The sequence below is a fragment of the Shewanella sp. GJ50-10 genome (assembly GCF_055808815.1).
This window is the reverse complement of sequence record NZ_JBVVSS010000001.1, coordinates 2,559,217-2,585,011: the sequence shown is the minus strand read 5'-3', so window position 1 is coordinate 2,585,011 and position 25,795 is coordinate 2,559,217. Positions and strand designations below refer to the sequence as shown.

21 protein-coding genes and 6 tRNA genes are annotated in these 25,795 nt (G+C 40.5%); 19 read left to right on the top strand and 8 right to left on the bottom strand.

Annotation, left to right across the window (positions count from 1 at the left end):
* The first annotated feature begins 155 nt into the window (after positions 1–155).
* Positions 156–2,819 carry a type I DNA topoisomerase gene (gene topA, locus AC0L4E_RS10845; protein WP_473679184.1) on the top strand — a complete coding sequence of 888 codons (2,664 nt, stop codon included), beginning with the start codon at positions 156–158 and terminating at the stop codon, positions 2,817–2,819.
* Between the two features lie 328 nt (positions 2,820–3,147).
* On the opposite strand, the gene AC0L4E_RS10840 is transcribed toward topA, so the two are convergent.
* Positions 3,148–3,933 carry a hypothetical protein gene (locus tag AC0L4E_RS10840; protein ID WP_473679183.1) on the bottom strand — a complete coding sequence of 262 codons (786 nt, stop codon included), beginning with the start codon at positions 3,931–3,933 and terminating at the stop codon, positions 3,148–3,150.
* A 357-nt stretch (positions 3,934–4,290) separates the two neighbouring features.
* Between AC0L4E_RS10840 and cysB the strand changes: the two genes are divergently transcribed.
* Entirely contained in the window at positions 4,291–5,265 is a 975-nt protein-coding gene (cysB, locus tag AC0L4E_RS10835; RefSeq protein WP_102528355.1) for an HTH-type transcriptional regulator CysB, read from the top strand.
* Positions 5,266–5,360: 95 nt separating this feature from the next.
* Here the strand turns inward: cysB and purN are convergent, their stop codons facing one another.
* Complete coding sequence (gene purN, locus AC0L4E_RS10830) at positions 5,361–6,005, bottom strand: phosphoribosylglycinamide formyltransferase (RefSeq protein ID WP_220755012.1); 645 nt, start codon at positions 6,003–6,005, stop codon at positions 5,361–5,363.
* Entirely contained in the window at positions 6,006–7,043 is a 1,038-nt protein-coding gene (gene purM / locus AC0L4E_RS10825) for a phosphoribosylformylglycinamidine cyclo-ligase (RefSeq protein WP_220755013.1), read from the bottom strand.
* 241 nt (positions 7,044–7,284) lie between these two features.
* Here purM and upp point away from each other — a divergent pair, with 241 nt between their 5' ends.
* Positions 7,285–7,911, top strand: coding sequence for a uracil phosphoribosyltransferase (gene upp / locus AC0L4E_RS10820; RefSeq protein ID WP_220755014.1), 627 nt, complete (start codon positions 7,285–7,287; stop codon positions 7,909–7,911).
* 121 nt (positions 7,912–8,032) lie between these two features.
* Here the strand turns inward: upp and AC0L4E_RS10815 are convergent, their stop codons facing one another.
* Positions 8,033–9,355 (bottom strand): Na+/H+ antiporter family protein, encoded by a 1,323-nt coding sequence (locus AC0L4E_RS10815; RefSeq protein ID WP_473679182.1) that lies wholly within the window; start codon positions 9,353–9,355, stop codon positions 8,033–8,035.
* Between the two features lie 437 nt (positions 9,356–9,792).
* On the opposite strand from AC0L4E_RS10815, the gene AC0L4E_RS10810 reads away from it, so the two are divergent.
* Positions 9,793–10,398 carry a peroxiredoxin gene (locus AC0L4E_RS10810; RefSeq protein WP_102528360.1) on the top strand — a complete coding sequence of 202 codons (606 nt, stop codon included), beginning with the start codon at positions 9,793–9,795 and terminating at the stop codon, positions 10,396–10,398.
* Between the two features lie 87 nt (positions 10,399–10,485).
* Here AC0L4E_RS10810 and rnt read toward each other — a convergent pair whose 3' ends face one another.
* Positions 10,486–11,163, bottom strand: a complete 678-nt coding sequence (rnt, locus tag AC0L4E_RS10805) for a ribonuclease T (protein WP_473679181.1) — start codon at positions 11,161–11,163, stop codon at positions 10,486–10,488.
* A gap of 138 nt (positions 11,164–11,301) precedes the next feature.
* Between rnt and AC0L4E_RS10800 the strand changes: the two genes are divergently transcribed.
* From AC0L4E_RS10800 to AC0L4E_RS10730, 15 genes are all read left to right on the top strand, one after another.
* Positions 11,302–12,171: a flagellar protein MotY gene (locus AC0L4E_RS10800; protein WP_473679180.1), complete on the top strand. Its 870-nt coding sequence runs from the start codon at positions 11,302–11,304 to the stop codon at positions 12,169–12,171.
* A 1,342-nt stretch (positions 12,172–13,513) separates the two neighbouring features.
* A complete protein-coding gene (ybgC, locus tag AC0L4E_RS10795) occupies positions 13,514–13,915 on the top strand; it encodes a tol-pal system-associated acyl-CoA thioesterase (RefSeq protein WP_473681614.1) in 402 nt (133 codons plus the stop codon).
* Positions 13,905–14,594 carry a protein TolQ gene (gene tolQ, locus AC0L4E_RS10790; protein ID WP_220755018.1) on the top strand — a complete coding sequence of 230 codons (690 nt, stop codon included), beginning with the start codon at positions 13,905–13,907 and terminating at the stop codon, positions 14,592–14,594. Before ybgC ends, tolQ begins: the two co-directional genes overlap by 11 nt.
* Entirely contained in the window at positions 14,594–15,019 is a 426-nt protein-coding gene (gene tolR, locus AC0L4E_RS10785; protein WP_220755019.1) for a protein TolR, read from the top strand. The genes tolQ and tolR overlap by 1 nt, the downstream gene beginning before the upstream one ends.
* A gap of 4 nt (positions 15,020–15,023) precedes the next feature.
* Positions 15,024–15,959, top strand: coding sequence for a cell envelope integrity protein TolA (tolA, locus tag AC0L4E_RS10780; protein WP_473679179.1), 936 nt, complete (start codon positions 15,024–15,026; stop codon positions 15,957–15,959).
* A 9-nt stretch (positions 15,960–15,968) separates the two neighbouring features.
* Positions 15,969–17,297: a Tol-Pal system beta propeller repeat protein TolB gene (tolB, locus tag AC0L4E_RS10775; RefSeq protein WP_473679178.1), complete on the top strand. Its 1,329-nt coding sequence runs from the start codon at positions 15,969–15,971 to the stop codon at positions 17,295–17,297.
* Positions 17,298–17,318: 21 nt separating this feature from the next.
* The gene (gene pal, locus AC0L4E_RS10770; RefSeq protein WP_220755022.1) at positions 17,319–17,870 is read left to right on the top strand and encodes a peptidoglycan-associated lipoprotein Pal; all 552 of its coding nucleotides are present in this window, start codon (positions 17,319–17,321) and stop codon (positions 17,868–17,870) included.
* A 63-nt stretch (positions 17,871–17,933) separates the two neighbouring features.
* The gene (ybgF, locus tag AC0L4E_RS10765; protein WP_473679177.1) at positions 17,934–18,659 is read left to right on the top strand and encodes a tol-pal system protein YbgF; all 726 of its coding nucleotides are present in this window, start codon (positions 17,934–17,936) and stop codon (positions 18,657–18,659) included.
* A 217-nt stretch (positions 18,660–18,876) separates the two neighbouring features.
* A tRNA-Lys gene (locus tag AC0L4E_RS10760) sits at positions 18,877–18,952 on the top strand.
* A 69-nt stretch (positions 18,953–19,021) separates the two neighbouring features.
* Positions 19,022–19,097 (top strand) — tRNA-Lys (locus AC0L4E_RS10755).
* 69 nt (positions 19,098–19,166) lie between these two features.
* Positions 19,167–19,242 (top strand) — tRNA-Lys (locus AC0L4E_RS10750).
* A 66-nt stretch (positions 19,243–19,308) separates the two neighbouring features.
* Positions 19,309–19,384: transfer RNA gene (locus tag AC0L4E_RS10745), tRNA-Lys, on the top strand.
* Positions 19,385–19,543: 159 nt separating this feature from the next.
* Positions 19,544–19,619 (top strand) — tRNA-Lys (locus tag AC0L4E_RS10740).
* A gap of 66 nt (positions 19,620–19,685) precedes the next feature.
* A tRNA-Lys gene (locus AC0L4E_RS10735) sits at positions 19,686–19,761 on the top strand.
* Between the two features lie 389 nt (positions 19,762–20,150).
* Entirely contained in the window at positions 20,151–21,302 is a 1,152-nt protein-coding gene (locus AC0L4E_RS10730) for a DcaP family trimeric outer membrane transporter (RefSeq protein ID WP_473679176.1), read from the top strand.
* A gap of 117 nt (positions 21,303–21,419) precedes the next feature.
* Here the strand turns inward: AC0L4E_RS10730 and AC0L4E_RS10725 are convergent, their stop codons facing one another.
* From AC0L4E_RS10725 to acs, 3 genes are all read right to left on the bottom strand, one after another.
* Complete coding sequence (locus tag AC0L4E_RS10725; RefSeq protein WP_473679175.1) at positions 21,420–21,680, bottom strand: GrxA family glutaredoxin; 261 nt, start codon at positions 21,678–21,680, stop codon at positions 21,420–21,422.
* A 72-nt stretch (positions 21,681–21,752) separates the two neighbouring features.
* Complete coding sequence (gene radD / locus AC0L4E_RS10720) at positions 21,753–23,510, bottom strand: DNA repair helicase RadD (RefSeq protein ID WP_473679174.1); 1,758 nt, start codon at positions 23,508–23,510, stop codon at positions 21,753–21,755.
* A 212-nt stretch (positions 23,511–23,722) separates the two neighbouring features.
* Positions 23,723–25,675: an acetate--CoA ligase gene (gene acs, locus AC0L4E_RS10715; protein WP_473679173.1), complete on the bottom strand. Its 1,953-nt coding sequence runs from the start codon at positions 25,673–25,675 to the stop codon at positions 23,723–23,725.
* Positions 25,676–25,795 lie beyond the last annotated feature (120 nt).

Below are 25,795 nucleotides of genomic sequence, written 5' to 3'. Positions count from 1 at the left end.
AATTAACGCAATATTATTTTTTTTCATTTTTTATAATTGATTAAAAAATGGCTCGCTGGACACATATTAGAGGTATTTACTTGAAACATTCGTCTCAACACTCTATATATGGAACCAATTTAATCTATCAGAGACTTTTTGGCGCAAATTAAACTATGGGTAAATCGCTAGTTATTGTCGAATCGCCGGCCAAAGCCAAGACTATTAATAAATACCTTGGTAAAGAATTCATCGTTAAATCGAGTGTAGGTCATATCCGTGATTTGCCTACATCATCATCGCCTGACAGCAAGGTTGCGACTAAAACGCCTGCTGAAGTTAGGAAAATGGCCCCTGAAGAGAAAGCTAAATACAAGCTACAACGTGATAAACGTGCGTTAGTGGCTCGTATGGGTATTAACCCTGAAAAAGGCTGGGCCGCCAAATACCAAATTTTACCTGGTAAAGAAAAAGTCGTTAAAGAATTAAAAGCACTTGCTGAAAAAGCTGACCACATCTATCTCGCAACCGATTTGGATAGAGAGGGAGAAGCAATTGCTTGGCATTTACAAGAGATCATCGGTGGTGACGAATCTCGTTATCAACGTGTTGTCTTTAACGAAATTACCAAGTCAGCTATTCAAGATGCATTTAGTGAACCTTCAGCTCTTGATACCAATATGGTTAATGCACAACAAGCTCGTCGTTTCCTCGACCGTGTTGTGGGTTTCATGGTGTCACCATTACTTTGGAAAAAAGTAGCACGTGGTTTATCTGCAGGTCGAGTGCAGTCTGTGGCAGTTCGCTTAGTTGTTGAGCGTGAAGGTGAGATTAAAGCATTCGTGCCAGAAGAATTCTGGGATGTTCATGCTGATCTTGCTACTTCACAGCAGCAAAAGCTTAAAATGCAAGTTGCCAAGTTTCAATCAGGTGCATTTAGCCCAATTAATGAAGCTCAAGCTCAAGTTGCACTAGATGCATTAAAAGATGCCAAGTTTGTTGTCACTGGTCGTGATGACAAAGCAACGTCAAGTAAACCTTCTGCACCATATATCACTTCTACACTGCAACAAGCTGCGAGTACGCGACTTGGTTTCGGTGTTAAGAAGACCATGATGATGGCGCAACGTTTGTATGAAGCGGGCCATATTACTTATATGCGTACCGATTCTACAAACTTAAGTAAAGAAGCCGTTGAAGGCGTGCGTGACATGATTGGTTCAGAGTACGGTAAGAAGTACTTACCTGAACAACCATTACGTTATGGTAGCAAAGAAGGTGCTCAAGAGGCGCATGAAGCTATCAGACCGTCAAACGTCATCGTACAGTCAGCATCTTTAACAGATATGGAAAGAGACGCTCAGCGTCTTTATGAGCTCATTTGGCGACAATTTGTTGCTTGTCAGATGATGCCTGCCAAATATGATGCAACTCGTCTTACTGTCACTGCGGGTGATTACGAATTAAAAGCCAGTGGTCGCACATTACGTTTTGATGGTTGGACTAAAGTTCAGCCACCAATGGGTAAGAAGAATGATGAAGACAACACATTACCACCTTTAGATAAAGGTGATGTGTTAGATCTTAATGAGTTATTGCCGAAACAGCATTTTACTAAACCGCCTGCGCGCTTTAGTGAAGCATCTTTGGTTAAAGAACTTGAAAAACGCGGTATCGGTCGTCCATCAACTTACGCAACGATTATTTCTACGATTCAAGATCGTGGTTATGTCAAAGTTGAAAACCGTCGATTTTTCGCGGAAAAGATGGGTGAAATTGTTAGTGACCGCCTGGTTGAAAGCTTCAGCGACATTATGAACTTTGACTTTACTGCTAGCATGGAGCAAACGCTCGATGACGTAGCACAAGGTAAGTTAGAGTGGAAAACCGTACTTGATGGTTTCTACGCTGAGTTAACTAAGCAGCTCAAAAATGCTGAGTTAGATCCTGAAGAAGGTGGTATGCGTCTCAATGAGATGGTACTTGCTGAAGATATTAAGTGCCCAACTTGTGGTCGCCCAATGGGGATCCGCACAGGTACAACCGGGGTATTCTTAGGTTGTTCAGGTTATGCATTGCCGCCGAAAGAACGTTGCAAAACGACAATGAACTTAACGCCTGGTGAAGAAGCGGTTAGTGATAATGAAGATGCTGAAACTGATGCACTTCGTGCCAAACATCGTTGTGGCAAATGTGGCACTGCCATGGACAGCTACTTAATCGATGAAGGCCGTAAATTACATGTTTGTGGTAATAACCCAACGTGTGAAGGGTACGAAATCGAAGCGGGACAGTTCAAAATTAAAGGCTATGAAGGCCCAATCATTGAGTGTGATAAATGCGGCAATGATATGGAACTTAAAAATGGCCGCTTTGGTAAGTACTTTGGCTGTACTAATACAGAGTGTAAAAATACTCGTAAGCTGCTTAAGAGCGGTGAAGCGGCGCCGCCAAAAGAAGATCCAATCTTCTTACCTGATTTAAAGTGTACTAAGTCTGATGCGCATTTCGTTTTGCGTGACGGCGCTGCAGGTATTTTCCTTGCTGCAAGTACATTCCCTAAATCCCGTGAGACTCGTGCACCGTTAGTGGAAGAGCTTGTACATTACCGTGAGCAACTATGGCCTAAATATCAGTATCTAGCTGATGCACCGGTTACAGATGATGATGGTAATAAAGCTGCAGTTAAGTTTAGCCGTAAAACCAAGGAGCAATACGTTGCGACTGAAGTGGATGGTAAAGCGACAGGTTGGTCTTCGAAGTTTATTGGTGGCAAGTGGGTAAGCGAATCGACTAAGAAAAAACCAGCAAAAAAAGCGGTTAAGAAAAAAGCCTCTTAATTTGATTAAGCTTTCAAATTTAAATGGGACCTAAGGGTCCCATTTTTGTTTCTGGTATTTATATGGATTAGAGAGATCTCTTTGGTTCTCAGTGGATAAGTTTTAAAGCTATAACCTAAGGCTTGTACCTTTGTTAGACACATTTAAATCAATGCTATCACTTGAGTGTCATTTAGATACTCAAGTGAGTCCTCAGTAAGACTTTCGTGATTAATCATGTGTGTTATTACACACCCATTTACTGACCCAATTACAGATACAAAAAAGCCTCTTTCGAGACTTTAATTAAATAATCAATTTTTATGCTAGAACAAAACTAATGAATGCGTTACCACTTCTTCTTAGGCTGGAATAGCATATCGATATCGTCTTCATCATTTTTAGGTGTTTTGATCGCTTGAGGATTCAATTGCTTCTGTTGAGAATCAATTTCTTCTAATAACTCTTTTGCTTCTTCGACTTTTCGGCTGATGAAAGGGTCATTAGGTGTTTTAGCTTTAATAGCCTGTAATGTTGCTAGTGCTTTGGACACCATTTGTTTAGATGAACCAAATTGTTTTAGTGAGTTAGCAGCACGTGAACGTGAAAGCATTGACTCAACATTAATACGCAATTGGTAGCTATCTATACGGTTTTCTGCTTCAGCAAACACTTGCGGGTCAAGTTTACCTTTGTTGTTTTCTGCTCTAACAATAGCTTTAAGTTTCTTGAGCATCTGTACTAATTCTAAAATTTGCTTGTCATTGTCCGGTAAGCGAAAGTTTTCAATCGCTAAAGCTTGTGATGGACTAGAGCTTAAAGTAGTGATTTGAGCTTGGATATCGACTAAGCGGCGTTGGTAATCCGCTTGTTGTGGTTGATTTTCAAGATGAGTTAGGGACATTTCAAGCGCTTCATTAATTCGCTTGTAAAGCACTAAAATGACACTGCTAGGGAATGATGCCAAGCCAGTGTTAGATAAAACGTTTTCGGTTTCATTAATAATGGCTCTATGGCGTTTTAATTCCATTCTGCGCTCTGCTTCAGCACGTTCTTTTTGTTGCTGAATAACACTAATACCAATGATCAGAATAAAAAGTGCACCTAGCAGTATCAATACCAAGGTAAAGGTCATATGGTTTCCGTTCAATAATTAACAGCAGAGTGGTTTATTACCACTTTTATTAAATTTGTAGTTTATATCTTAGCGCATGACACGCAGCGTGTCGTATAAAAAGTCATTCAAATCGTTAAGAATTGCTATAACTTTGGACTGAGTCCGCAAGGTTACCATTAGAGGCCAATAACATGCAAAATTCTCAAACTCGTTATTACTATTTGCTTTAATATTTTAGATCGTCTATAACATTTAGCTATAACGGAATCTTTCATAAGCTGTTTTGGTTGTGTTTTATTTAAACAGTTTAGCTTCTATCGAAAGCTTCTAATAAATAAAACTGATTCACATCTGGCGCAAGGCGAAGGTCGTAACATGAAATTACAGCAACTAAGATATATTGCAGAAGTGGTAAAACACAATTTAAATGTCTCAGCAACAGCAGAAGACCTTTACACCTCGCAGCCAGGGATCAGCAAACAAGTCCGAATGCTTGAAGATGAGCTGGGTATTCAAATCTTTGGCCGCAGTGGTAAGCATTTAACTCATGTGACACCAGCTGGGCAATTAGTGATTGATATTTCCAATGATATTTTAGGTAAAGTTGAAAGTATTAAAAAAGTATCGGAAGAGTATACCCAACCTAATCAAGGTGAGCTTAATATTGCGACCACTGATACACAAGCCCGTTATGCGCTGCCACAAGTCATTAAGCCTTTTATTAAGCGTTATCCGAAGGTTAACCTGCACATGCATCAAGGTACGCCTTCACAAATCAGTGAACAAGCTGCAAGAGGTGATGCTGACTTTGCAATTGCAACAGAAGCAATGCACTTATATTCAGATTTAATTATGTTGCCTTGTTATCACTGGAATCGCTCGATTGTTGTTACTCGCGATCACCCTTTGGCTAATCGTAAAACACTGACTATTGAAGATTTGGCTGAGTTTCCATTGGTGACTTATGTATTTGGTTTCGACAAAGCATCTGAAATTGAAAAGTCATTTAAAAAAGCTGAACTAGAGCCTAGAGTCGTATTCAGTGCCACTAGTGCTGATGTACTAAAAACCTATGTGAGATTAGGACTGGGTGTCGGTGTTATTGCTTCAATGGCGATTGATCCCGTAATTGATAAAGACTTAGTGGCAATTGATGCGAGACATTTGTTTGCCCACAGTACGACAAAAATCGGTTTCAGACGTGGCAGCTTCCTACGTAGTTATATGTATGATTTCATGTATAACTTTGCGCCGCACTTAACTCGTGATGTCGTAGAAAAGGCGGTAGCATTGCGTGACCAGCAACTGATTGATGAGATGTTTGCTGGAATGGATTTACCGGTTCGCTAACTTTTGGTTTTAACACGTTAGGCTTATTTGATTCGATAAAAAACAAAAAATCTCGCCAAGGCGAGATTTTTAATTTTTAAGCTTTATTAAAGGAATTAATCAGGTGCGTAACCGTGAATACCAATAAGTTGGTCATCCAAATAAGCTTTTTTATCGACCATTTTTAATCGGTTTAAGCTAAACCATTTTACCACTAGTGGGTAGATAGCATGCTCTTGTTCATGAACTCGGCTAGATAAGGTCTCTACTGTGTCATCTTCATAAACAGGGACTTTAGCCTGTAATACGACAGGGCCAGCATCCAGTTCAGGTATGACAAAGTGAACACTCGCACCATGCTCCGTATCTTTGGCATCTAATGCTCTTTGATGAGTATGCAATCCTGCATATTTAGGCAATAAAGAAGGGTGGATATTGATCATCTTACCCATATATTGACTAACGAACTCATCAGATAAAATACGCATGAAGCCAGCAAGCACAATTAAATCAGGTTGATACTGCTCAATGGCTTGCTGTAGACGCATGTCATATTGCTGGCGGCTCTCATCCTTTCGGGCGATAACACAGCTGGTATTGATTTCACCATGATGAGCACGGACAAGTCCGTAAGCATCAGGTTTGTTGCTAATAACACCAACAACTTCAGCGTTAAGGTTATCATCACAACCATCAATAATGGCTTGTAAGTTAGTACCGTTACCTGAGATAAGAACAAGAACGCGGCAGCATTCAGACATCTAGTTAATCTCCACTTGCTCTTCGTCACCTTGACGATTTGCAATTTCACCAATTAACCAAGCGTTTTCACCTTCAGCTTTAAGTAGTTCAAGTGCTGACTCTACTTTTTCGGCAGGCAGAGCAATAATCATACCTACACCACAGTTGAAGGTGCGGTACATTTCAAACTGCTCAATGTTGCCGTTCTCCATTAACCAGTCGAAAACAACAGGCCACTGCCAAGAGTCACCTTTAACGACGGCTTTGCAATCGTCAGGTAATACGCGTGGGATGTTTTCCCAGAATCCGCCACCAGTAATATGTGCCATTGCATGAACTTCAGTTTGCTCAAGCAACTTAAGTAAAGGCTTTACATAAATCTTGGTAGGTTCTAATAAATGTTCGATAAGTGGCTTACCAGCAAGATCTTGCTGTGGATCTGCCTTGCTCACTTCTAATACTTTACGTACTAAAGAGTAACCATTTGAGTGAGGGCCAGTTGAACCTAGTGCAATAAGTGCGTCACCAGATTTAACTTTAGTACCGTCGATGATAGCTTCTTTTTCAGCGACACCAACACAGAAACCAGCTAAATCGTAATCTTCACCTTCATACATACCAGGCATTTCAGCAGTTTCACCACCGATTAACGCACAACCTGATTGATGACAGCCTTCAGCAATACCGTTGACAACTGAAGTGGCAGTTTCAACATCTAACTTGCCCGTTGCGTAGTAATCTAGGAAGAACAAAGGTTCAGCACCAGATACGATTAAGTCATTTACACACATAGCAACTAAATCAACACCAACAGTGTCGTGCTTTTTGTAATCAATGGCTAAACGTAACTTGGTTCCAACACCGTCAGTACCAGAAACTAATACTGGGTGTTTATACTTAGTTGGCAATTCGCAAAGAGCGCCAAAACCACCTAGGTTGCCCATTACTTCAGGACGGTGAGTGCGTTTTACCGCAGATTTAATGTTATTGACTAATGCATTACCAGCATCGATATCAACGCCAGCGTCTTTGTAGCTAAGTGGTGTAGGAGTGCTCACGGAGGATCCTCTAGGGTACATCGTTTTATGGGATTTTATGCGGCGCTATTCTATCAGTTTGTGGTAGGCGTCGAAAGTCATGATTTAGCTTTATCCGATTATGAAAACAGTTTTCTGTAATGGTTTTAGCTGTTTAGCGTGAGATTGGCTGCAATTATGAAACTTTATGTTTTATAAAGAGAATAAATAAACTAGAATTTGAACAATTTGCGAAAAATATCTCATCATCAGGAGTGCAAAAATGAAAGTCGTTGAAGTAAAACACCCGTTAATTCGTCATAAAGTAGGCTTAATGCGTGAAGCTGAAATCAGTACTAAACGTTTTCGTGAGCTAGCCACAGAAGTTGGTAGCTTATTAACGTACGAAGCAACTGCAGACTTTGAAACAGAAACTGTCACTATTAATGGCTGGAACGGCCCTGTTGAGATAGAACAGATTAAAGGTAAGAAGGTGACTGTTGTTCCTATTCTACGTGCAGGCTTAGGGATGATGGATGGTGTATTAGAGCATATGCCAAGTGCTAAAATTTCTGTTGTTGGTATTTACCGCGACGAAGAAACTTTGGAGCCTGTTCCGTATTTCGACAAGCTTGTTAGCAATGTTGATGAGCGTGTGGCGATTGTCGTCGACCCTATGCTGGCAACTGGTGGCTCGATGATTGCTACTATCGACTTACTTAAAAAACGTGGTTGTGTGTCAATTAAAGCACTTGTATTGGTTGCCGCGCCTGAAGGTATTAAAGCTTTAGAAGCTGCACATCCAGATATCGAACTATATACAGCATCAATCGATGATTGCCTAAACGAGCAGGGTTATATTTTACCGGGTCTTGGTGATGCTGGTGATAAGATTTTCGGTACTAAATAAATTTAGTTAACCCAATAAAAAAGGAGCCATTGGCTCCTTTTTTATTGGGTCTTAATCAGTATTCAAGACTTTATATTGTTTAAGACTTCATATTGTTCAAGACTGATAATGTTATTGACGACTAGAGTACCATTGCCGCAATCCAGCCAAAGCCGATAAGTGGAATGTTGTAGTGAATAAAGGTCGGGATAACACTGTCACGGATATGATCGTGCTGTCCATCAGCATTTAGACCCGCTGTTGGGCCTAAGGTTGAATCTGATGCCGGTGAACCTGCATCGCCCAATGCTGCAGCTGTACCCACTAATGCAATTGTCGCCGCAACAGAAAAGCCAAAGGTGAGTGCTAATGGCACATAAATGGTGGCGATAATAGGAATTGTTGAGAATGAAGAACCAATCCCCATAGTAATTAATAATCCTACAATCAACATGAGCAATGCTGCTAAGGCTTTATTGTCGCCTATAATGTCACCTAAAGAAGTAACAAGGGTGCTGACTTCACCTGTTGATTTTACAACAGCCGCAAAACCCGCTGCAGCAATCATGATGAAACCAATATTGGCCATCATCAATACACCTTGGTTAAACATATCTTGTCTAACATCAGGTTTAATAATGCCTGAGAAACGGAAGATGATGAAACCAGTTAATGCACCAAATATCATTGAATCGGTTTGTAATTGAACTACTAACGTTGCAACGATAGCCACAAGTGAAATGATTATGGTCTTCTTGTTAATGCCCACTTCTTCATTTTGTTCTGCAACAATATCCTTTGCTTCATAAACTCGTGGTTTACGGTAAGTAATGAACACTGCCGTTAATAGTCCAGTGATCATTCCTAGCGCAGGCAACAGCATAGCTGTTGGAATTTGTTCTTTAACAGCTTCAAGGCCATTGTTGTTCAAGTTAGCCAATAAAATATCATTTAAGAAAATACCACCAAAGCCAACCGGTAAAATCATATAAGTGGTAACAAGACCAAAAGTGATAATACAAGCAACTAAGCGTCTATCTATTTGTAGTTTGCTTAATACATGTAGTAGTGGCGGGATTAAAATCGGAATAAACGCAATATGGATTGGCAGAATATTCTGCGAGCTTATTGCCATTAATAAAATGGATGCAAGTAGCAACCAACGCACAACTAGCGTATTTGTGCTGTTAGGTTCTTTACCCACTTTTTTAATAATGTTGTGAGAAATAAGCGTAGTTAAGCCAGAATGCGATAAAGCAGCAGCAAAGGCGCCAAGTAAGGCATAACTTAACGCAATTTGTGCACCGCCTCCAAGGCCATCATTAAAGGCTGAGATGGTTTGATGGATATCTAAGCCTCCAACTAACCCTGCAACAAGTGCGCTTACAGTTAGTGCAATGACAACATTCACACGCATGAGACTTAATGCAAGCATTAAGGTGACAGCAATTACGACCGCATTCATATTAATTTTTTCTTATTTAGTTTTGTTATTAGATAGACATAGTGAAGTCATTCTTGTCCGTATCAAACTTCATGTCCAGTTTATCTCTATTCAGTTTACAAAAAGTGTATTCATGTAAGGAGGGTTTTTCATTGATGTAACAAGGCCTGTAGTTATGTTGAATATAATCTTTTGTATATACCAAGTTATCCATATGCCTTTTTCTTATCGACAAGTGGACTGTTTTTTCAGCAGGTAAAACATATTTCATCTTAAAGGACTTATTTCTTTAATCAATTAGGGGTAAGGTATATCGCAATTAACCAAGATACAGATTCATTTCAAGTTAAAGCAATTGTGTGAGCTGTCTCGCATAATGCTTTAGTTTGGGTATAATGCTACTCAGATTAACAGGCATTGTTTTTAAGTTTTTTTCAATCCATAGATGGAGATATAAAATGAGCGTATTAGTAGGCCGTCCGGCCCCAGATTTTACTGCCGCAGCGGTTCTTGGTACTGGTGAAATCGTTGATAGTTTCAATCTATCTACCGCGATTAAAGGTAAGTCAGCAGTTGTTTTCTTCTACCCACTAGATTTCACTTTCGTGTGTCCTTCAGAATTGATCGCATTCGATCACCGCATTGAAGAGTTCACTAAACGTGGCGTTGAAGTTATCGGTGTTTCAATCGATTCTCAGTTCTCTCATCACGCTTGGAGAAATACTGCTGTAGATAAAGGCGGTATCGGTGAAGTTAACTACACACTAGTTGCTGACGTTAAGCACGAAATCTGTAAAGCATACGACGTTGAGCATCCAGAAGCTGGTGTTGCTTTCCGTGCTTCTTTCTTAATCGACAAAGAAGGCCAAGTTCGCCATCAAGTCGTTAACGACTTACCATTAGGTCGTAACGTTGACGAGATGCTTCGTATGATCGATGCACTACAATTCCACGAAGAGCACGGTGAAGTTTGTCCTGCTGGTTGGGAAAAAGGCGACAAAGGTATGACTGCAACAACTGAAGGTGTTGCTTCTTACTTAAAAGATAACTCTGACAAGCTTTAATCGCTTTTGTTAGGTATTAAAAAAGCTGCCTAGGCAGCTTTTTTTGTGTCTTATATTTGTGTCTTATAAATGTGTAATAGGTTGTTGCTAACTCTCTGAATCTTCTTTCACTTCGACTTCATCCACTTCTTCACTCACCATTGGCCAACCGCCCAATTTTTTCCACTTATTGACGATATAACAGAATAACTCTGCGGTTCGTTCGGTGTCATATAAGGCTGAATGGGCTTCTTTATTATCAAAGTCAATTCCAGCCATTTTACATGCCTTAGCTAGTACGGTATGACCGATAGCTAAACCCGCTAAGGTTGCAGTATCAAAAGTCGCGAATGGGTGGAATGGAGAACGTTTTAAGTCATTACGCTCAATAGCTTTGTTAACAAAGCCAATATCAAATGCAGCATTGTGAGCCACGATAATACAGCGATGACAGTCAGCCGCTTTTTGCGCTTTTTTGACATTTTTGAAAATTTCTAGGAACGCTTGCTTTTCATCAACGGCACCACGTAAAGGGTTAGTTGGGTCGATGCCATTAAACGCTAACGCTTCAGGTTCAAGATTTGCACCTTCAAAAGGCTCAATATGAAAGTGTTGGGTTTTATCAAGTTCGATAAAACCATCATCATTCATTTTAAGTGTGGTGACAGCTATTTCTAGCAACGCATCAGTTGCGGCATTAAAACCTGCAGTCTCGACATCGATAACAACAGGAAAGTAGCCTCTAAAGCGGTGTTTGAATTTGTTTGCGTCGCAGATATCGCTCATTAAAAACCTCATTCTCAAATATGTCGGCTATTATGCTAAAACTGTGGCTCAGTGTCATGTTTGATTGTGTAATTTCTCTGCTAAAGATTAATAAAACTTTGCCGATATAGAAATGTGACTAGCAGACAGGGTGTTTTTATGTGGCGTAAAGCAATTCTATTTTCAAGCTTAGGTTTTGTATTTCCTGCGCAAGCAGATTTACAGCACTATGTTGCATCTTTGGATGACTCAATGTGGCGCATTAGCCAGAACAGCCCGATTGAATGCCGCCTAGAGCATGATATCCCTGACTACGGTAAAGCTATTTTTACCAGTAAAGCGGGTAAAGATTTAAACCTAAACTTTACCTTAGATATGTGGAACAAGCCTGATCAAGTCACAAATGCAGAGCTTATCAGTAAAGCCCCTCAATGGCGTCCTGGCGTGAATGAAAAAGCCATAACTAAACTTAAATATCAAAAGCAATTCAATGGCGAAGTACCTAAACAAGCCGCGTGGTCCATGCTCTCTGAGTTAAGTAAGGGGATGCAGCCTACTTTTTATTATGCTGATTGGTATAACCAATCCGATAAAGTGGCGGTAGGTTTATCGGCTGCGAATTTTGGTGGCCAATATAGACAGTTTCGCTCTTGTTTATCGACATTATTACCCTATGGCTTCGACGATATTGCTTTTACCGTATTGAATTATGAAGAGGGCGGTACTAACCTAACGCGTTTTTCGAAACAGCAACTGAGTCGCGTACAAGAGTACTTATCCTATGATTCTGATGTTGAACTGATTTTCGTGGACGCTTATACCGACAGTTATGGCGGCCGCTCGACTAACCAACGTGTATCAGAGCGCCGTGCAGACTCTGTAGCGGACATTCTAGTGGCCAGCGGTATTGAAGAAAGCCGTATCCATAAAACAGGTCATGGTGAAAGACGTCATGTAGCGTCTAATAACTTAGTGGAAGAAAGAGCCCGTAACCGCCGAGTTGTGATTAAGATTTCTAAAAGCATTTAAGGTTAGTCAAAAGGGCGATTAACTAACAAGAGTTTGATGCTTAAAGAACAATGATAATGGTTTAGCTTTATGAGCTAAGCCATTTTTTATGCGTGAAACAAAGATATCAGTAAATTTAATAATGGTTTTAGATAATAAATTTTAGATAAAAAAAGCCCGCTTAAAGTAAGCGGGCCAAACAATTTGTATTCACAAATTCAAGGAAGGAAGTCAAGCATAAGAACCAGGGATAAGATGAGGTATTGGGGTACATCATCTTGGAGTTCTTGGTTTTCAATAACTAAATTAGCTATGTCCTGAAAACAAGATACATATTAGAGAGATTGCTCTAGATTGACAAGCTAGAAAAATTTCAATTTATCATTAGTAAAACTAATCTGAGTTGTGTGGCTCAATTATGATGTAATCACGCTTAAGTGATAAAACTAGATTAAAACATACTTTATAAGCATTGCGAGTGCATATTTAGTCGATTTAAACGTTTTAAGCAATGATATACAATTGTTAAAAGTCAGCTTGATTACAGTAGTATGAAAAAATTATAAAATAAATTATTTACTTGTAAGCCCATGATTTCGGGTTGTTAGCTCAAATAGTGATGGCTATCACCTTTTGAAATTAGAGAATAAAACTTAGCTCAATATCCTAGGTTTTATTGGATGAGTATAATTAATGCCAAATGGCTACTTTAACCGTTTACCACCTAATATAAGCGCGAATACGTTAATTTTACTGCTGGATTGAGAAGTCACTATTAAGCGAGGTAAGGTTTTGAGTTTCGAAGTATGCAATAAATAATCTTATCCAAAACTGATGTAAGGCTTTTAGTGGATAAATTCTGATGAATAGTGCCTTATTTAACTTTGTGTGATATTTGCTTTTGCAGCACTTTGATAAGTATTTTGTTGAGAACTTTAATTGAGGCAGTGGCTGACAGATAATAATTCTTGAACACGAATGCTGATCTACTGCTTATCAATCTACTTTTTATATAGAAAGTAAGAAAGGCGCTAAATTCGCTTTGCGGTATATATAAGTATAAAAACAGCATTTGGTGCCGTGGAAATTCAAACTAAAGGCTGAGCAACAAAATTTGGTGGTTATTTCGGCACTGTTCGATAAGTTTGTTTACTTGCCTAGGTTAATAGAATGTAAACTTTTCAATGGTTAACATTAAACTTTCTTCATTTCTCTGTGTAAAGCCTGAAAAAGCCGTTTTTTAATGGCAAATTAAGCGTTGAAGCATAAAATAAAGCCGGCTTTACTGAGTCCTTTTATTCACAAGCGTTGAGGTACTCGGTATAGTAAGCCATCTTTTATTACGCAAAATTTACAATCGCTAATTATGTTTACATGGCCTATTTCAATTTATTATGAAGACACCGATGCTGGTGGAGTAGTTTATCATTCTAACTATTTAAACTTCTTCGAACGCGCCCGAACCGAGTGGTTAAAATCTATGGGTATCGTTCAGAGTCAGTTATTAGCAGAAGATATTGCTTTTGTTGTTAAGCATGCTGAATTAGATTTTCGCATTGCAGCGCGATTCGAACAGAACTTATTTGTAGAGTCACAGGTCATAGAATTGAAAAAAGCCTCTTTGGTGTTTAAGCAGCGTTTGCTTGATGACAAAGGCGACTGTTATTGTGAGGGCACTATTATTGTAGCCTGTATTGCTTTATCACGTATGCGACCAAGAGCTATCCCATTAAATATTGTGCAGGAGTTCAACCGTGCAAGCTGAAATTTCTTTTATCGGTCTTTTTTTAGAGGCAAGTGTTCTCGTTAAGTTAGTGATGCTGACTTTATTATGCTTATCTATTGCCTCATGGGCTGTCATTATTCAGCGCCGAAAGTTATTAAATAGCGCTCGGGCTAAAGCGATCAAATTTGAAGATACATTTTGGTCCGGTGTTGATCTCAATAAATTGTATAAAGAATTATCTGCGCGCAGTGAAGGGGTTTCAGGCCTTGAAGCTTTATTTGTCGCAGGGTTTAAAGAGTACTCACGTTTAAGCCAAGCCAATAGTAAATCACCTGAAGCTGTCATGGATGGAACTACTCGTGCTATGCGAGTGAGTTTATCTCGTGAAGTTGAGCGACTAGAAACACACCTTCCTTTATTAGCGACCATAGGCTCAACAAGTCCGTATATTGGTTTGTTCGGAACAGTATGGGGCATCATGAACTCGTTTATTGCTCTTGGCGCCGTTGAAAATGCCACGCTTACCATGGTTGCACCAGGTATTGCTGAAGCCTTGATTGCAACAGCTATGGGCTTGTTCGCCGCGATCCCTGCTGTTATCGGCTATAACCGTTTCTCGACTCAAGTCGAAAAGATTGAAATGTCGCACGTTAACTTTATGGAAGAGTTTTCTAACATATTGCAGCGCCAGGCCTACAGTGAGAAGGAAGCGGTGTAATGTATCAACGTAAGCGCCGTCGTCCGGTCGCCGAAATCAATGTTGTACCTTATATTGACGTGATGTTGGTGCTGTTAATCATCTTTATGGTTACTGCGCCAATAGTTTCGCAAGGGGTCAAAGTTGAATTGCCTCAAGGTGAAGCTGAACCGTTACCAGCTGAAAGTAAACCACCTATTGTGGCGTCTATAGATGAGTTTGGAGAGTATTTCCTAAATGTAGGAAGTGGATCTAATGATGATTCACTGTCTTTGGATGAAATCTCAATTCAAGTGGGAGCAATGATCTTACTTGAACCTGAAAGACCTGTGGTTGTGAAAGCTGACCGCCGTATTCCTTATGAAAATGTGATTCAGTTAATGGTCAGTCTGCAAGGTGCGGGTGTGCCTGCAGTGGGCTTGATGACTGATTCACCTAAGGAGTAATTTAGTGGCTGCTAAATCTCAATTAACCTTACCAATTACAATCTCAGCAGGTGTGCATGTTGGCGTTATTGTCGCGCTAGCATTAGGCATCAGCTTTGATGATAAGCCTAAACATTTGCCACAAGCTCAACAATCAGAGCCAATTGTGCAAGCTGTAGTGGTAGACCAACAGCGTATTAATGAGCATGCTGAAAAGCTGAAAAAGCAACGGGCTGATACTGCTCGTATCGAGCGTGAGCGTCAAGCTGAGTTAGACAGGCAAGCACGCAAAGCAAAAGATGAAGTGCGTAAAGAGCAAGAACGCATTAAGCAGCTCGAAAATCAGCGTAAGTTGAAAGAGCAAGAAACTCTTAAAGCTAACAATGCGGCAAAAGCGGCAAAGTTAAAAGAAGCTGAAGAAAAAGCCAAAGCACAAAAAGCAGCTGATTTACGTAAGAAGCAAGAAGCTGAACGCCAAGCTGCTGAGAAAAAAGCGGCTGAAAAACGCAAAGCAGAAGAAGCCGCAGCGGCTAAAAAACGTGAAGATGAGCGTAAACGTAAAGAAGAGGCTGAAAGAAAGCGTAAGGCCGAAGAAGCTGAACGTGCTCGTCAAGAACGTGAAATGGCAGAAGCAATGGCGGCTGAACAAGTTGCCTTATCAGCTACTCGAAATAAGCAAGTTGTGTCTGAAGTAAATAAGTACACCGCAATGATCAAATCAACTATTCAGCGTAATTTGGTTGTTGATGAGTCTATGCGCGGTAAAAGTTGTCGAGTATTAATTCGCTTAGCGCAAGATGGTTTTGTCACTGCAAGCCAAACATTAAGTGGCGACCAAGTAGTTTGTCGTGCAGCTAAAGCGGCAATTAACAAAGCGGGACGTCTGCCTGTTTCAGCTGAAGCAGATGTTTATAACAAAATGAAAGAAATTAATTTAACCGTATCACCGGAATTTAATTAAAGGAGTCACATGAAGATTTTGGCAAAATGGTTAACGATATTTGTACTATTTATTAGTACTACCGCTAATGCAGCATTAGATATTGTTATTACTGAAGGTGTTGACGCTGCTAGACCAATTGCGATTATGCCTTTTGTTTGGCAGGGTACAGGTCCAGCTCCACAGCAAATTAGCGATGTCGTTAACAGTGACTTAGCGCGAAGTGGTACTTTTAATCCGCTTGATGCGCGCGGTTTACCACAAACGAATATCAGCACTGTGAAAGAGTTTGTTGCCACAGGTTGGGGCGAAACGGCTTCTGAAGCATTACTCGTAGGTTCTATTAAGCCTTATGGTACTAATCAATATCTAGTGAGCTTTGATCTGATTGATCTTGTTAAAGCGCAACTGCAAACAGGTAAAGGCCCGACGACTTCAAGTGACTTATTACTTGAAAGCCGTGAAACGGTCATTAGTGAAGCGCAATTTAGACAATACGGTCACCGTATCAGCGACATCGTATATGAAAAGTTAACTGGTATTCGTGGCGCATTTTTAAGCCGCGTAGCTTATGTAGTCGTTAAGCAAGGTGAAAAGTCGCCATATCATTTAATGATTTCTGATTATGATGGCTATAACGAACAAATGTTATTACGTTCACCTGAGCCATTAATGTCACCAGCTTGGTCGCCTGATGGACGTCGTTTAGCTTATGTAAGTTTTGAGAACCGTAAAGCGGAAATCTTTGTTCAAGATATCTATACTCAAGAGCGCGTTAAAGTGAGCTCGCATAATGGTATTAATGGTGCGCCAAGTTTTTCACCTGATGGTAAAAAGCTGGCAGTGACTTTATCTAAAGATGGTCAGCCAGAAATCTATATTATTGATATCGCCACTAAAGCATTGAAGCGTGTCACTAATCATTATGCAATTGATACTGAAGCTTCGTGGACGCCAGATGGTGAGTCGTTAATTTTCACCTCTGAACGTGGCGGCAGACCACAAATTTATCAAGTAAAACTGAGCACTGGAAAAATATCACGTGTGACATTTGAAGGTGAGTGGAATTTAGGTGGCACGATAACACCTGATGGTCGCAGCATGATTTTTGTTAACCGTACAAACGGAAAATACAATATTGCGAGAATGGATCTTAAAACTCGCTTTATGCAAGTACTGACTTCGACTCAACTCGATGAGTCTCCAAGTATTGCGCCAAATGGAACCATGGTTATCTATGGTACCACTTACCGCGGTAGCCAAGTGTTAGCTGCGGTATCTATGGATGGAAGATTTAAAGCAAGACTACCAGCAGGCCAAGGCGAAGTGAAATCGCCAGCCTGGTCTCCATTTTTATAAAAAATTAATTAAGGATTACCCATGAATCTGAATAAGTTGTTTAAAGCTATGTTAGTTGTAGTACCTGTAATGGCATTAGGTGCATGTAGCACAACTTCAGAATCTGAAACAGATGCAAGTGGTTCAACAAGTGGTTCAACAACCACAACTACTGGCGGTGAATATGGTTCTGGTGGAGTTGAAACTGGTGGCGTAGCGCCAATCTTGACACCAGAAGAGCAACAACGAGTTGAGCAAGAAGAATTACGTGCTCAAAACATCATTTACTTTGATTTTGACCGCAGTGAAGTACAAAGCGAAAATGCGGCTATTATCCAAGCTCACGGTAACTACTTAGTAGAACATCCTAATGTGCGTGTATTGATTGAAGGTCATGCAGATGAGCGTGGTACTCCTGAATACAATATCGCTCTTGGTGAGCGCCGTGCAAAAGCCATTGCTAAATACTTACAAGGCATGGGTGTTCAAGCTAGCCAAATGAGTGTGGTGAGTTACGGTGAAGAAAAACCATTAGATTTTTCTCGTTCAGAAAGTGGTTTTGCTAAAAACCGTCGTGGTGTTTTAGTTTACTAATAACGTAATAACAACCGACGTTTACGGAAGGCCAGTCCTGCTGGCCAGTTTAGGAGTTTATTGATGAAACATGCTGTTTTAGTTGCTGCAATGTTTGTAGCTGCAGGCGCCACAGCCGCACCTGCGCCGGTACAAGATATTGCTGGTGGTTCAAGTGATGATCGAATCTCTCGTTTAGAACGTATTATAAAAGCGAAACAACAAACTGAATTTGAAGCCCAACAACGCTTAGATGCTTTACAACGTGAAGTATTAGATTTACGTGGCATTACTGAACAGCAAGATTACCAAATTAGTCAAATGCTTCAGCGTCAACGTCAGCTTTATGAAGAAATCGCCAATTTATCTGCTAGCGCTGCCTCAACGACTGTCACGGTTGCTGATTCAAGTGCGAGTTCAGCGACAAAGTCGACATTAGGTGAAACTGCAAGCTATGAGCAAGCCGTTAACCTTGTGTTGAAAGAAAGAAAGTATGATGAAGCGATCCCAGCCTTCAGCGAGTTTATAAAGCAATATCCTGATTCAACTTATGCTGCTAATGCAAATTATTGGTTAGGACAGTTATTATTTAATAAAGGTACCTTCCCAGAAGCTAAGCAAGCTTTTGATACTGTGGTGACAAAATACCCTAATTCAAATAAGCGTGGTGATAGTTTAGTCAAGCTAGGTATGATCGCAGAGAAAGAGGGTGATAGCGCAACAGCAAAGACTTTCTATAACCGCGTATTAAAAGAATATGCAAATAGTGCCTCTGCTCGTCTAGCACAACAACAACTGTCGGCTTTATAAGCCTAATTTAACTAAAAAACAGCCTCTTAGTTTATTTTTAGTGCAAACGGCAAAAAAACCATAAATTGCACTTGCATGAGAAGATGAAAAAGGTATTATAGGCGCCCTCAGAACGGAGCGACGTTCTGGGGTCATTAAACAGGTTAGATTAACTTATTTTGATGACAGATTGATTGAACTCTATTTATAGTCTTCACTTAATCTAAGAAACAGAAATGGGTCGTTAGCTCAGTTGGTAGAGCAGTTGGCTTTTAACCAATTGGTCGAAGGTTCGAATCCTTCACGACCCACCACTTTTCTGAAAGTGAGATTGCCAGTCAGGCTTTAATTCAGACGTAATGAATCGTTACGTAAAACTAGATGGGTCGTTAGCTCAGTTGGTAGAGCAGTTGGCTTTTAACCAATTGGTCGAAGGTTCGAATCCTTCACGACCCACCACTTTTCTGAAAGTGAGATTGCCAGTCAGGCTTTAATTCAGACGTAATGAATCGTTACGTAAAAATAGATGGGTCGTTAGCTCAGTTGGTAGAGCAGTTGGCTTTTAACCAATTGGTCGAAGGTTCGAATCCTTCACGACCCACCACTTTTCTAAAAGTGTTGCCAGTTAGGCATAGATTTAGACGTAATGAATCGTTACGTAAAACTAGATGGGTCGTTAGCTCAGTTGGTAGAGCAGTTGGCTTTTAACCAATTGGTCGAAGGTTCGAATCCTTCACGACCCACCACTTTTCTAAAAGTGTTGCCAGTTAGGCATAGATTTAGACGTAATGAATCGTTACGTAAAACCAGATGGGTCGTTAGCTCAGTTGCTTGTGCTCTTGTTAACAAGAACAGACAGTTGGCTTTCTCTCCGATTAAGACATAAGTTTTAATAAAAAATAGATGGGTCGTTAGCTCAGTTGGTAGAGCAGTTGGCTTTTAACCAATTGGTCGAAGGTTCGAATCCTTCACGACCCACCACTTTTCTAAAAGTGTTGCCAGTTTGGCATAGATTTAGACGTAATGAATCGTTACGTAAAACCAGATGGGTCGTTAGCTCAGTTGGTAGAGCAGTTGGCTTTTAACCAATTGGTCGAAGGTTCGAATCCTTCACGACCCACCACTTTTCTGAAAGTGAGATTGCCAGTCCGGCTTTAATTCAGAATCCTCATTTAGTATTCAAAACATCCTAGTTTCGTTTCAGCTGAAATTCCAAAACTTTCAACATCCCTAAAACTTTCTATATCCCTAAAGCTCAAACATTTACTAAAAACTTCTAATTTGATTCCTAAACCTTACTACTTATTAGTAACGTTTTCTCATTCTTTAAATTCGCTAGCCTTTCCTTTTTTTAATTCTTTTTATTTTATAAGTTTATCTTTTAAGACAGTAAAACTTCCTTATTCAATTTAGGGCGTTCTCATCTACTTTTGTCTAATAGACCTATTGCTAATGTTGCTTGGATGTTAACTGGGTCATATTGCTATGGATGATAAGAACAGGGAGAGCATAATGAAACAAGTAAAATATGGTTTAGTAATAGGTATCTCGATGCTGGCATTAAGTAATGTAAGCTATGCAGATACTGATATGCATTTTGGCGGTTACGTAAAAGCTGATGTGATGTTCAGTGATTACGGAAATGGTGCACCTGATTCTGGCAGTTTGTCTCGACAGTTTTATGTGCCAGGTACAATTTATGGTAAGGAAGGTAACGGCAACCAAGTTGTTGATTTTCAAGCCCGTGAAACACGCTTTAACTTTAAAACTGTGTCAGATTTTGATGGTCATAAACTGACTGGTTTTATTGAATTAGATTTCATGACTCATACAGATGGTAATGAGCGTGTATCAAACAGTTATTCTCCTCGTATTCGCCAAGCATTTGTAAGTTATGATAATTGGACTGTAGGTCAAACATGGACCACATTTCAAAACCCTGGCGCATTACCTGAAAATTTAGATTTCGTTGGCGCAGCTGAGGGTACACCTTTTGTACGCCAAGCGATGATCCGTTATACCAATGGTGGTTTCCAGTTAGCGGTAGAAAATCCAGAAACAACCGTAAATCAATATCAAACAGCGTCTCGTTTAACCAGTGGAAGTGGTATTGTGCCTGATGTTGTTGCGCGTTATAACTTCAAAACCGAAGGTGGAACAGCCATCTCTGTTGCAGGTATCTTACGTCAATTAAATGTAGAGCAAAATGTAGGAGACCAAGCCGTTGATTCAACTGAAATGGGCTATGGCGCAAGTATTGCGGGTATCATTCCGGTTGGTAACGATGATTTCAAATTCTCAGCGACATATGGCGAAGGTCTAGGACGTTATATGGCGCTTAACTATGCCAATGCTGGTAATTTAGATGCATCTGGCGAAATACAAACCATTAGTTCATACGGTGGTTATGCAGCTTATCGTCATTGGTGGAATGATAAGTGGCGTACAAGTGTAACGGTGTCAGCTTTTAAAGCAGATAACGATACTATGCTATCAAGTGACCAGGTTAATGCTGAGTCTTATTCAAGCTATGTTAACTTACTATACTCACCAACTAAGCCATTAACTTTTGGTGTTGAATATATGTATGCGATGAATGAAAGAGAAGATGGTAGTGATGGTGACTTAAGCCGTATTCTGTTTTCTGCTAAATATGTCCTATAGCAAAGTAGTTTAATTTTGTAACTTTCCCCCCGAAAATCAAGTTACATTAAAAAAGGGTTAATTCAATGAATTAACCCTTTTCTTTGTATAACATATTCGAAATAGTAGCCGTACTATTTAGCCTAATAAGTTATTTGAACGAACATATTGTTCGAATTCAGTGTAACCACCTACATGAACTTCATCTACGAAGATTTGAGGTACCGTTTCAACTGGCTTGCCCACAGTTTTCTCTAAATCAGCTTTAGAAATGCCTTCAGCATGAATGTCTACGTACTTAAATTTAAAACCGTCACGTTGTGCAGTTAGTTTTTCTGATAATTCAACAGCACGAACACAATATGGGCAGCCTGGACGGCCAAAAATAACAACAAACATAGTGACTCCTTTTTTTGATTTGACGATTTATACCATAACTCTTATTGAATTGATAATTTATACCGAACTCAGTTAAAAACTACTTTCATCAATCGTTTTATAACGACCTTTATAGTCAAAAAACTTCTCCACTAAATCCCATTTGTGTTTTTGTTTTTTGAGTAAGAGGAGATCTGGCTTTTTAAAATGCTCTGCTTGGTCAACAAGTTGATTTGGTGTTTTATATTGCGGATGTTTCATTCCTGGCGTTCGAGAATGCGGTGCGATAAAAATGGCAAATAGCGCGCGGCGCTGGGCAGGTGTTTCCATTCTAAAGGTTTCTTTGAAGTCATTGGCTTCAATATCGAAGTACTGCACGATCAATTTATTGTCATCTACCGTTAGCAGCATTTCTTGGCATTTAAAGAGGTGGTGATGCTGAGAAGATAAGACTTGCTTCAAGCGTTTATCAGGATCTATCAATGTTGATTGACAGGTTTGGCATATGCGGGCGGCAATATCATTCTCAGCGCCGCAATCAGGACAGGATTTTGATCTGAATCGAAAGTCACATTGGTGCTTCTGGTTATCATGAGTATTTTCAATTAAGCCTTGGCACCGTCTGCCAAAGTGCTCAACAATATCGCCGTCACTATCAACTAGTCCCCAAAACGTGTTGGCAAACTGACAAACAGGGCAGTGAACTTGCACTGGGACAGACTTACTGTTGGTTTTCACTTGACCAACTTCGGGGAAGTATAAGTCATAGCCATTTGCAGCGTAATCAATAACTAGGCAATCATCTTTCTCAGGCGCTAAACGGAGCCCTCGGCCAATCATTTGCTGAAATAGACTCACTGATGCAGTGGGTCTTAAAATTGCGATTAAGTCTACATGAGGGGCGTCAAAGCCTGTGGTTAATACTGCAACGTTGACAATAAATTTGAGTTGCTGTTGTTTAAAGCGAGTAATTATTTCATCACGCTCAATATGAGGAGTATCTGCGGTTATTAATGCTGCATCTTGGCTGAGTAAATTGATGATTTCTTTGGCATGCCTAACTGTTGCGGCAAAAATGAGTACACCTTTACGGTGCTCGGCAAGTTGTAGCACTTGCTTGATAATAGCGGTTGTTGCTCGCCCTTGATGATTGAGTAAGTCATCAACTTCTTTTTGCGGGTACTCTCCCGATTCTGAAGGTGTGACTTGGCTAAAGTCATATTGAGCACTTAAGCCATCAAAAATCTTAGGCGCAGTTAAATACCCTTGCTTGATTAAAGGCCGCATTGGCAGCTCAAATATACATTTTTCAAAAATTGGCTTTTCAGTGTTACCCACTTTGCCATGGTAATGGTGACGATATATCCAACCTAAACCTAAGCGATATGGCGTTGCGGTTAAGCCCAATAATTTAAGCTGAGGGTTACGTTTTTTTAAATGAGCCAACAGTTGCCAATATTGGCTATTTTCATCGTTACTCACGCGGTGACACTCATCAATGATCACCAAAGAAAAAAGCTGATTGAATTTTTCAGGTGCTCTTGCTGCAGATTGCACACTGGCAACAACGGTTTTACCAACGGCTTTTTTTTGATTGAGTCCTGCAGAATAAATACTGGCTTCTTCGGTCAGTAAACCCACTTTTTCAGCATTTTGTGCCACTAATTCTTTGACGTGAGTGAGCACTAAAACATTTCCGCGTGCAATACGTGCAAGCTCAGCGATGACGATGCTTTTGCCTGCGCCAGTGGGTAATACTAGCACCGCTGAATCATTGCTTTGTTTAAAATGGGCTATGGCAGCATTGACTGAGTCTTGCTGATAATCACGAAGCGAAATTGTTACTGGCATAAACTCGTTATTGTTGAATGTGTTGAAAAGATAACTGAGGCATTACTTTATCACGTAACGATGTGGATGTTAGGTTATTACGATTTGCTTAAGCTGAGTTTTAACATAAAAAAGCCCCCTCATTTGAGGGGGCAATGAGAATCTGGTCAAGACTCTCTAGGTGGGTAGGACGTAAAGGTTACGATTAACCTGACAATCACTTATCGTCAGTATTACTCGGTTTTATTTAAGCGGGATTCGATAAGTGTATCGATTACCGCTGGATCTGCCAGTGTTGACGAATCACCTAAGTTGGTCACTTCATTAGCAGCAATCTTACGTAAGAAACGACGCATGATTTTGCCTGAACGTGTTTTAGGAAGTCCGCCTGCCCACTGAATTAAATCTGGGGTTGCTAGGGCGCCGATTTCTTTACGAACCCATTGGCGTAGACCTTGACGAAGTTCTTCTGTTTCTTCAATGCCTTTAGTAAGCGTCACATAAGCGTAGATGCCTTGGCCCTTGATATCATGGGGGTAACCAACTACTGCAGCTTCAGCAACTAGCTCATGTGAAACAAGCGCACTCTCAACTTCTGCTGTACCAAGTCGATGGCCGGATACATTGATAACGTCATCTACACGACCAGTGATCCAGTAATAACCATCTTCATCACGACGAGCACCGTCACCAGTGAAGTACATGCCTCTAAAGGTTTTAAAGTAAGTTAGTGCAAAACGGTCATGGTCGCCATAAACAGTTCGCATTTGGCCAGGCCATGAATCTAGGATGACTAAGTTACCTTCAACCGCGCCATCTAAAATATTGCCCATGTTATCCACTAGTGCAGGTTGTACGCCAAAGAATGGGCGAGTAGCAGAGCCTGGCTTTGCGTCAGTCGCGCCAGGTAGCGGACTAATTAAAATGCCACCCGTTTCTGTTTGCCACCATGTATCCACAATAGGGCAAGACTCATGACCAATCACTTCGTGATACCAGCGCCATGCTTCTGGGTTAATAGGTTCACCTACTGAGCCCATAACACGTAACGAGCTGCCATCGAAACCTTCAAATTGCTCTTTGCCTTCAGCCATTAATGCACGGATTAATGTCGGAGCAGTATAAAGAATGTTCACTTTATGGCGGTCAATCATTTCGCCTAAACGAGAAGGGCCTGGGGAGTTAGGAACACCTTCATGAATTAACACGGTTGCGCCATTAGCAAGCGGGCCGTATACCATGTACGAGTGGCCGGTAATCCAACCCACATCAGCAGTACACCAGTAAACTTCACCTTCTTTGTAATCAAATACATATTCGTGAGTCATTGACGCATAAACCATGTAACCGCCTGTAGTGTGTAACACACCTTTAGGGTTACCAGTCGAGCCTGATGTATAAAGTAAGAAAAGCGGGTCTTCTGCGCCCATTTCTTCTGCTTGGCAATGCTCTGAAGCTGTTGCCATTACATCGCTCCACCAAATGTCACGACCTTCAACCCAATCGATGTCGCCACCAGTTCGGTTAAGTACGATAACTTTTTCGACGCAATCCACATCTGGATTATTCAGTGCATCATCAATGCTACGCTTTAATGGAATTTTACGACCGCCGCGAACACCTTCATCGGCAGTAATGAGTACTTTTGAATTGCCATCAATCACACGTGATGCTATTGAGTCAGGTGAGAAGCCACCAAAGACAACAGAGTGAACAGCACCGATACGGGCACAAGCTAGCATTGCGACTGCAGCTTCTGGCACCATTGGCATATAAATGGTTACTACATCGCCCTTACAAACACCTTGACTACGTAGGGCGTTAGCAAATTTACATACATCAGTATGAAGCTCACGGTAGGTTATTTTGCGTTGTTCGCTGGCATCATCGCCTTCCCAGATGATGGCAACACGGTCGCCATTTTTTTCAAGGTGACGATCTAAACAGTTAGCTGAAGCGTTCAATGTGCCATCATAAAACCAGTTAATTGACAGGTTATGATCATCAAATGACGTCTTCTTAATTTTGGTGTAGGGTTTGATCCAATCAATACGCTTACCGTGTTCTCTCCAAAAACCTTCTGGATTTACCACAGATTCTTGGTACATTTTCTTATAGGTATCATTGTCTACCAGTGCGTTGGTTGCGAAATCTGCTGGTACTTTATAGAGAGACTGCGAGCTCATATGGCTTCCCTTTGTCGAATTTAGCGTTACGAAAGTATCGTCTGCAAGGTGAGGTTAACACTATTAGACCTTGGTCTAGTTTTAAAATATCCTTAATATTTAACCTGTTGCGCATGTTAG

Bases quoted from the DNA above. Each gene is read 5' to 3' on its own strand.
- topA (WP_473679184.1), top strand. From the start codon at position 156: ATGGGTAAATCGCTAGTTATTGTCGAATCGCCGGCCAAAGCCAAGACT.
- AC0L4E_RS10840 (WP_473679183.1), bottom strand. From the start codon at position 3,933: ATGACCTTTACCTTGGTATTGATACTGCTAGGTGCACTTTTTATTCTG.
- cysB (WP_102528355.1), top strand. From the start codon at position 4,291: ATGAAATTACAGCAACTAAGATATATTGCAGAAGTGGTAAAACACAAT.
- purN (WP_220755012.1), bottom strand. From the start codon at position 6,005: ATGTCTGAATGCTGCCGCGTTCTTGTTCTTATCTCAGGTAACGGTACT.
- upp (WP_220755014.1), top strand. From the start codon at position 7,285: ATGAAAGTCGTTGAAGTAAAACACCCGTTAATTCGTCATAAAGTAGGC.
- AC0L4E_RS10815 (WP_473679182.1), bottom strand. From the start codon at position 9,355: ATGAATGCGGTCGTAATTGCTGTCACCTTAATGCTTGCATTAAGTCTC.
- AC0L4E_RS10810 (WP_102528360.1), top strand. From the start codon at position 9,793: ATGAGCGTATTAGTAGGCCGTCCGGCCCCAGATTTTACTGCCGCAGCG.
- rnt (WP_473679181.1), bottom strand. From the start codon at position 11,163: ATGAGCGATATCTGCGACGCAAACAAATTCAAACACCGCTTTAGAGGC.
- AC0L4E_RS10800 (WP_473679180.1), top strand. From the start codon at position 11,302: ATGTGGCGTAAAGCAATTCTATTTTCAAGCTTAGGTTTTGTATTTCCT.
- tolR (WP_220755019.1), top strand. From the start codon at position 14,594: ATGTATCAACGTAAGCGCCGTCGTCCGGTCGCCGAAATCAATGTTGTA.
- tolB (WP_473679178.1), top strand. From the start codon at position 15,969: ATGAAGATTTTGGCAAAATGGTTAACGATATTTGTACTATTTATTAGT.
- pal (WP_220755022.1), top strand. From the start codon at position 17,319: ATGAATCTGAATAAGTTGTTTAAAGCTATGTTAGTTGTAGTACCTGTA.
- ybgF (WP_473679177.1), top strand. From the start codon at position 17,934: ATGAAACATGCTGTTTTAGTTGCTGCAATGTTTGTAGCTGCAGGCGCC.
- AC0L4E_RS10730 (WP_473679176.1), top strand. From the start codon at position 20,151: ATGAAACAAGTAAAATATGGTTTAGTAATAGGTATCTCGATGCTGGCA.
- AC0L4E_RS10725 (WP_473679175.1), bottom strand. From the start codon at position 21,680: ATGTTTGTTGTTATTTTTGGCCGTCCAGGCTGCCCATATTGTGTTCGT.
- radD (WP_473679174.1), bottom strand. From the start codon at position 23,510: ATGCCAGTAACAATTTCGCTTCGTGATTATCAGCAAGACTCAGTCAAT.
- acs (WP_473679173.1), bottom strand. From the start codon at position 25,675: ATGAGCTCGCAGTCTCTCTATAAAGTACCAGCAGATTTCGCAACCAAC.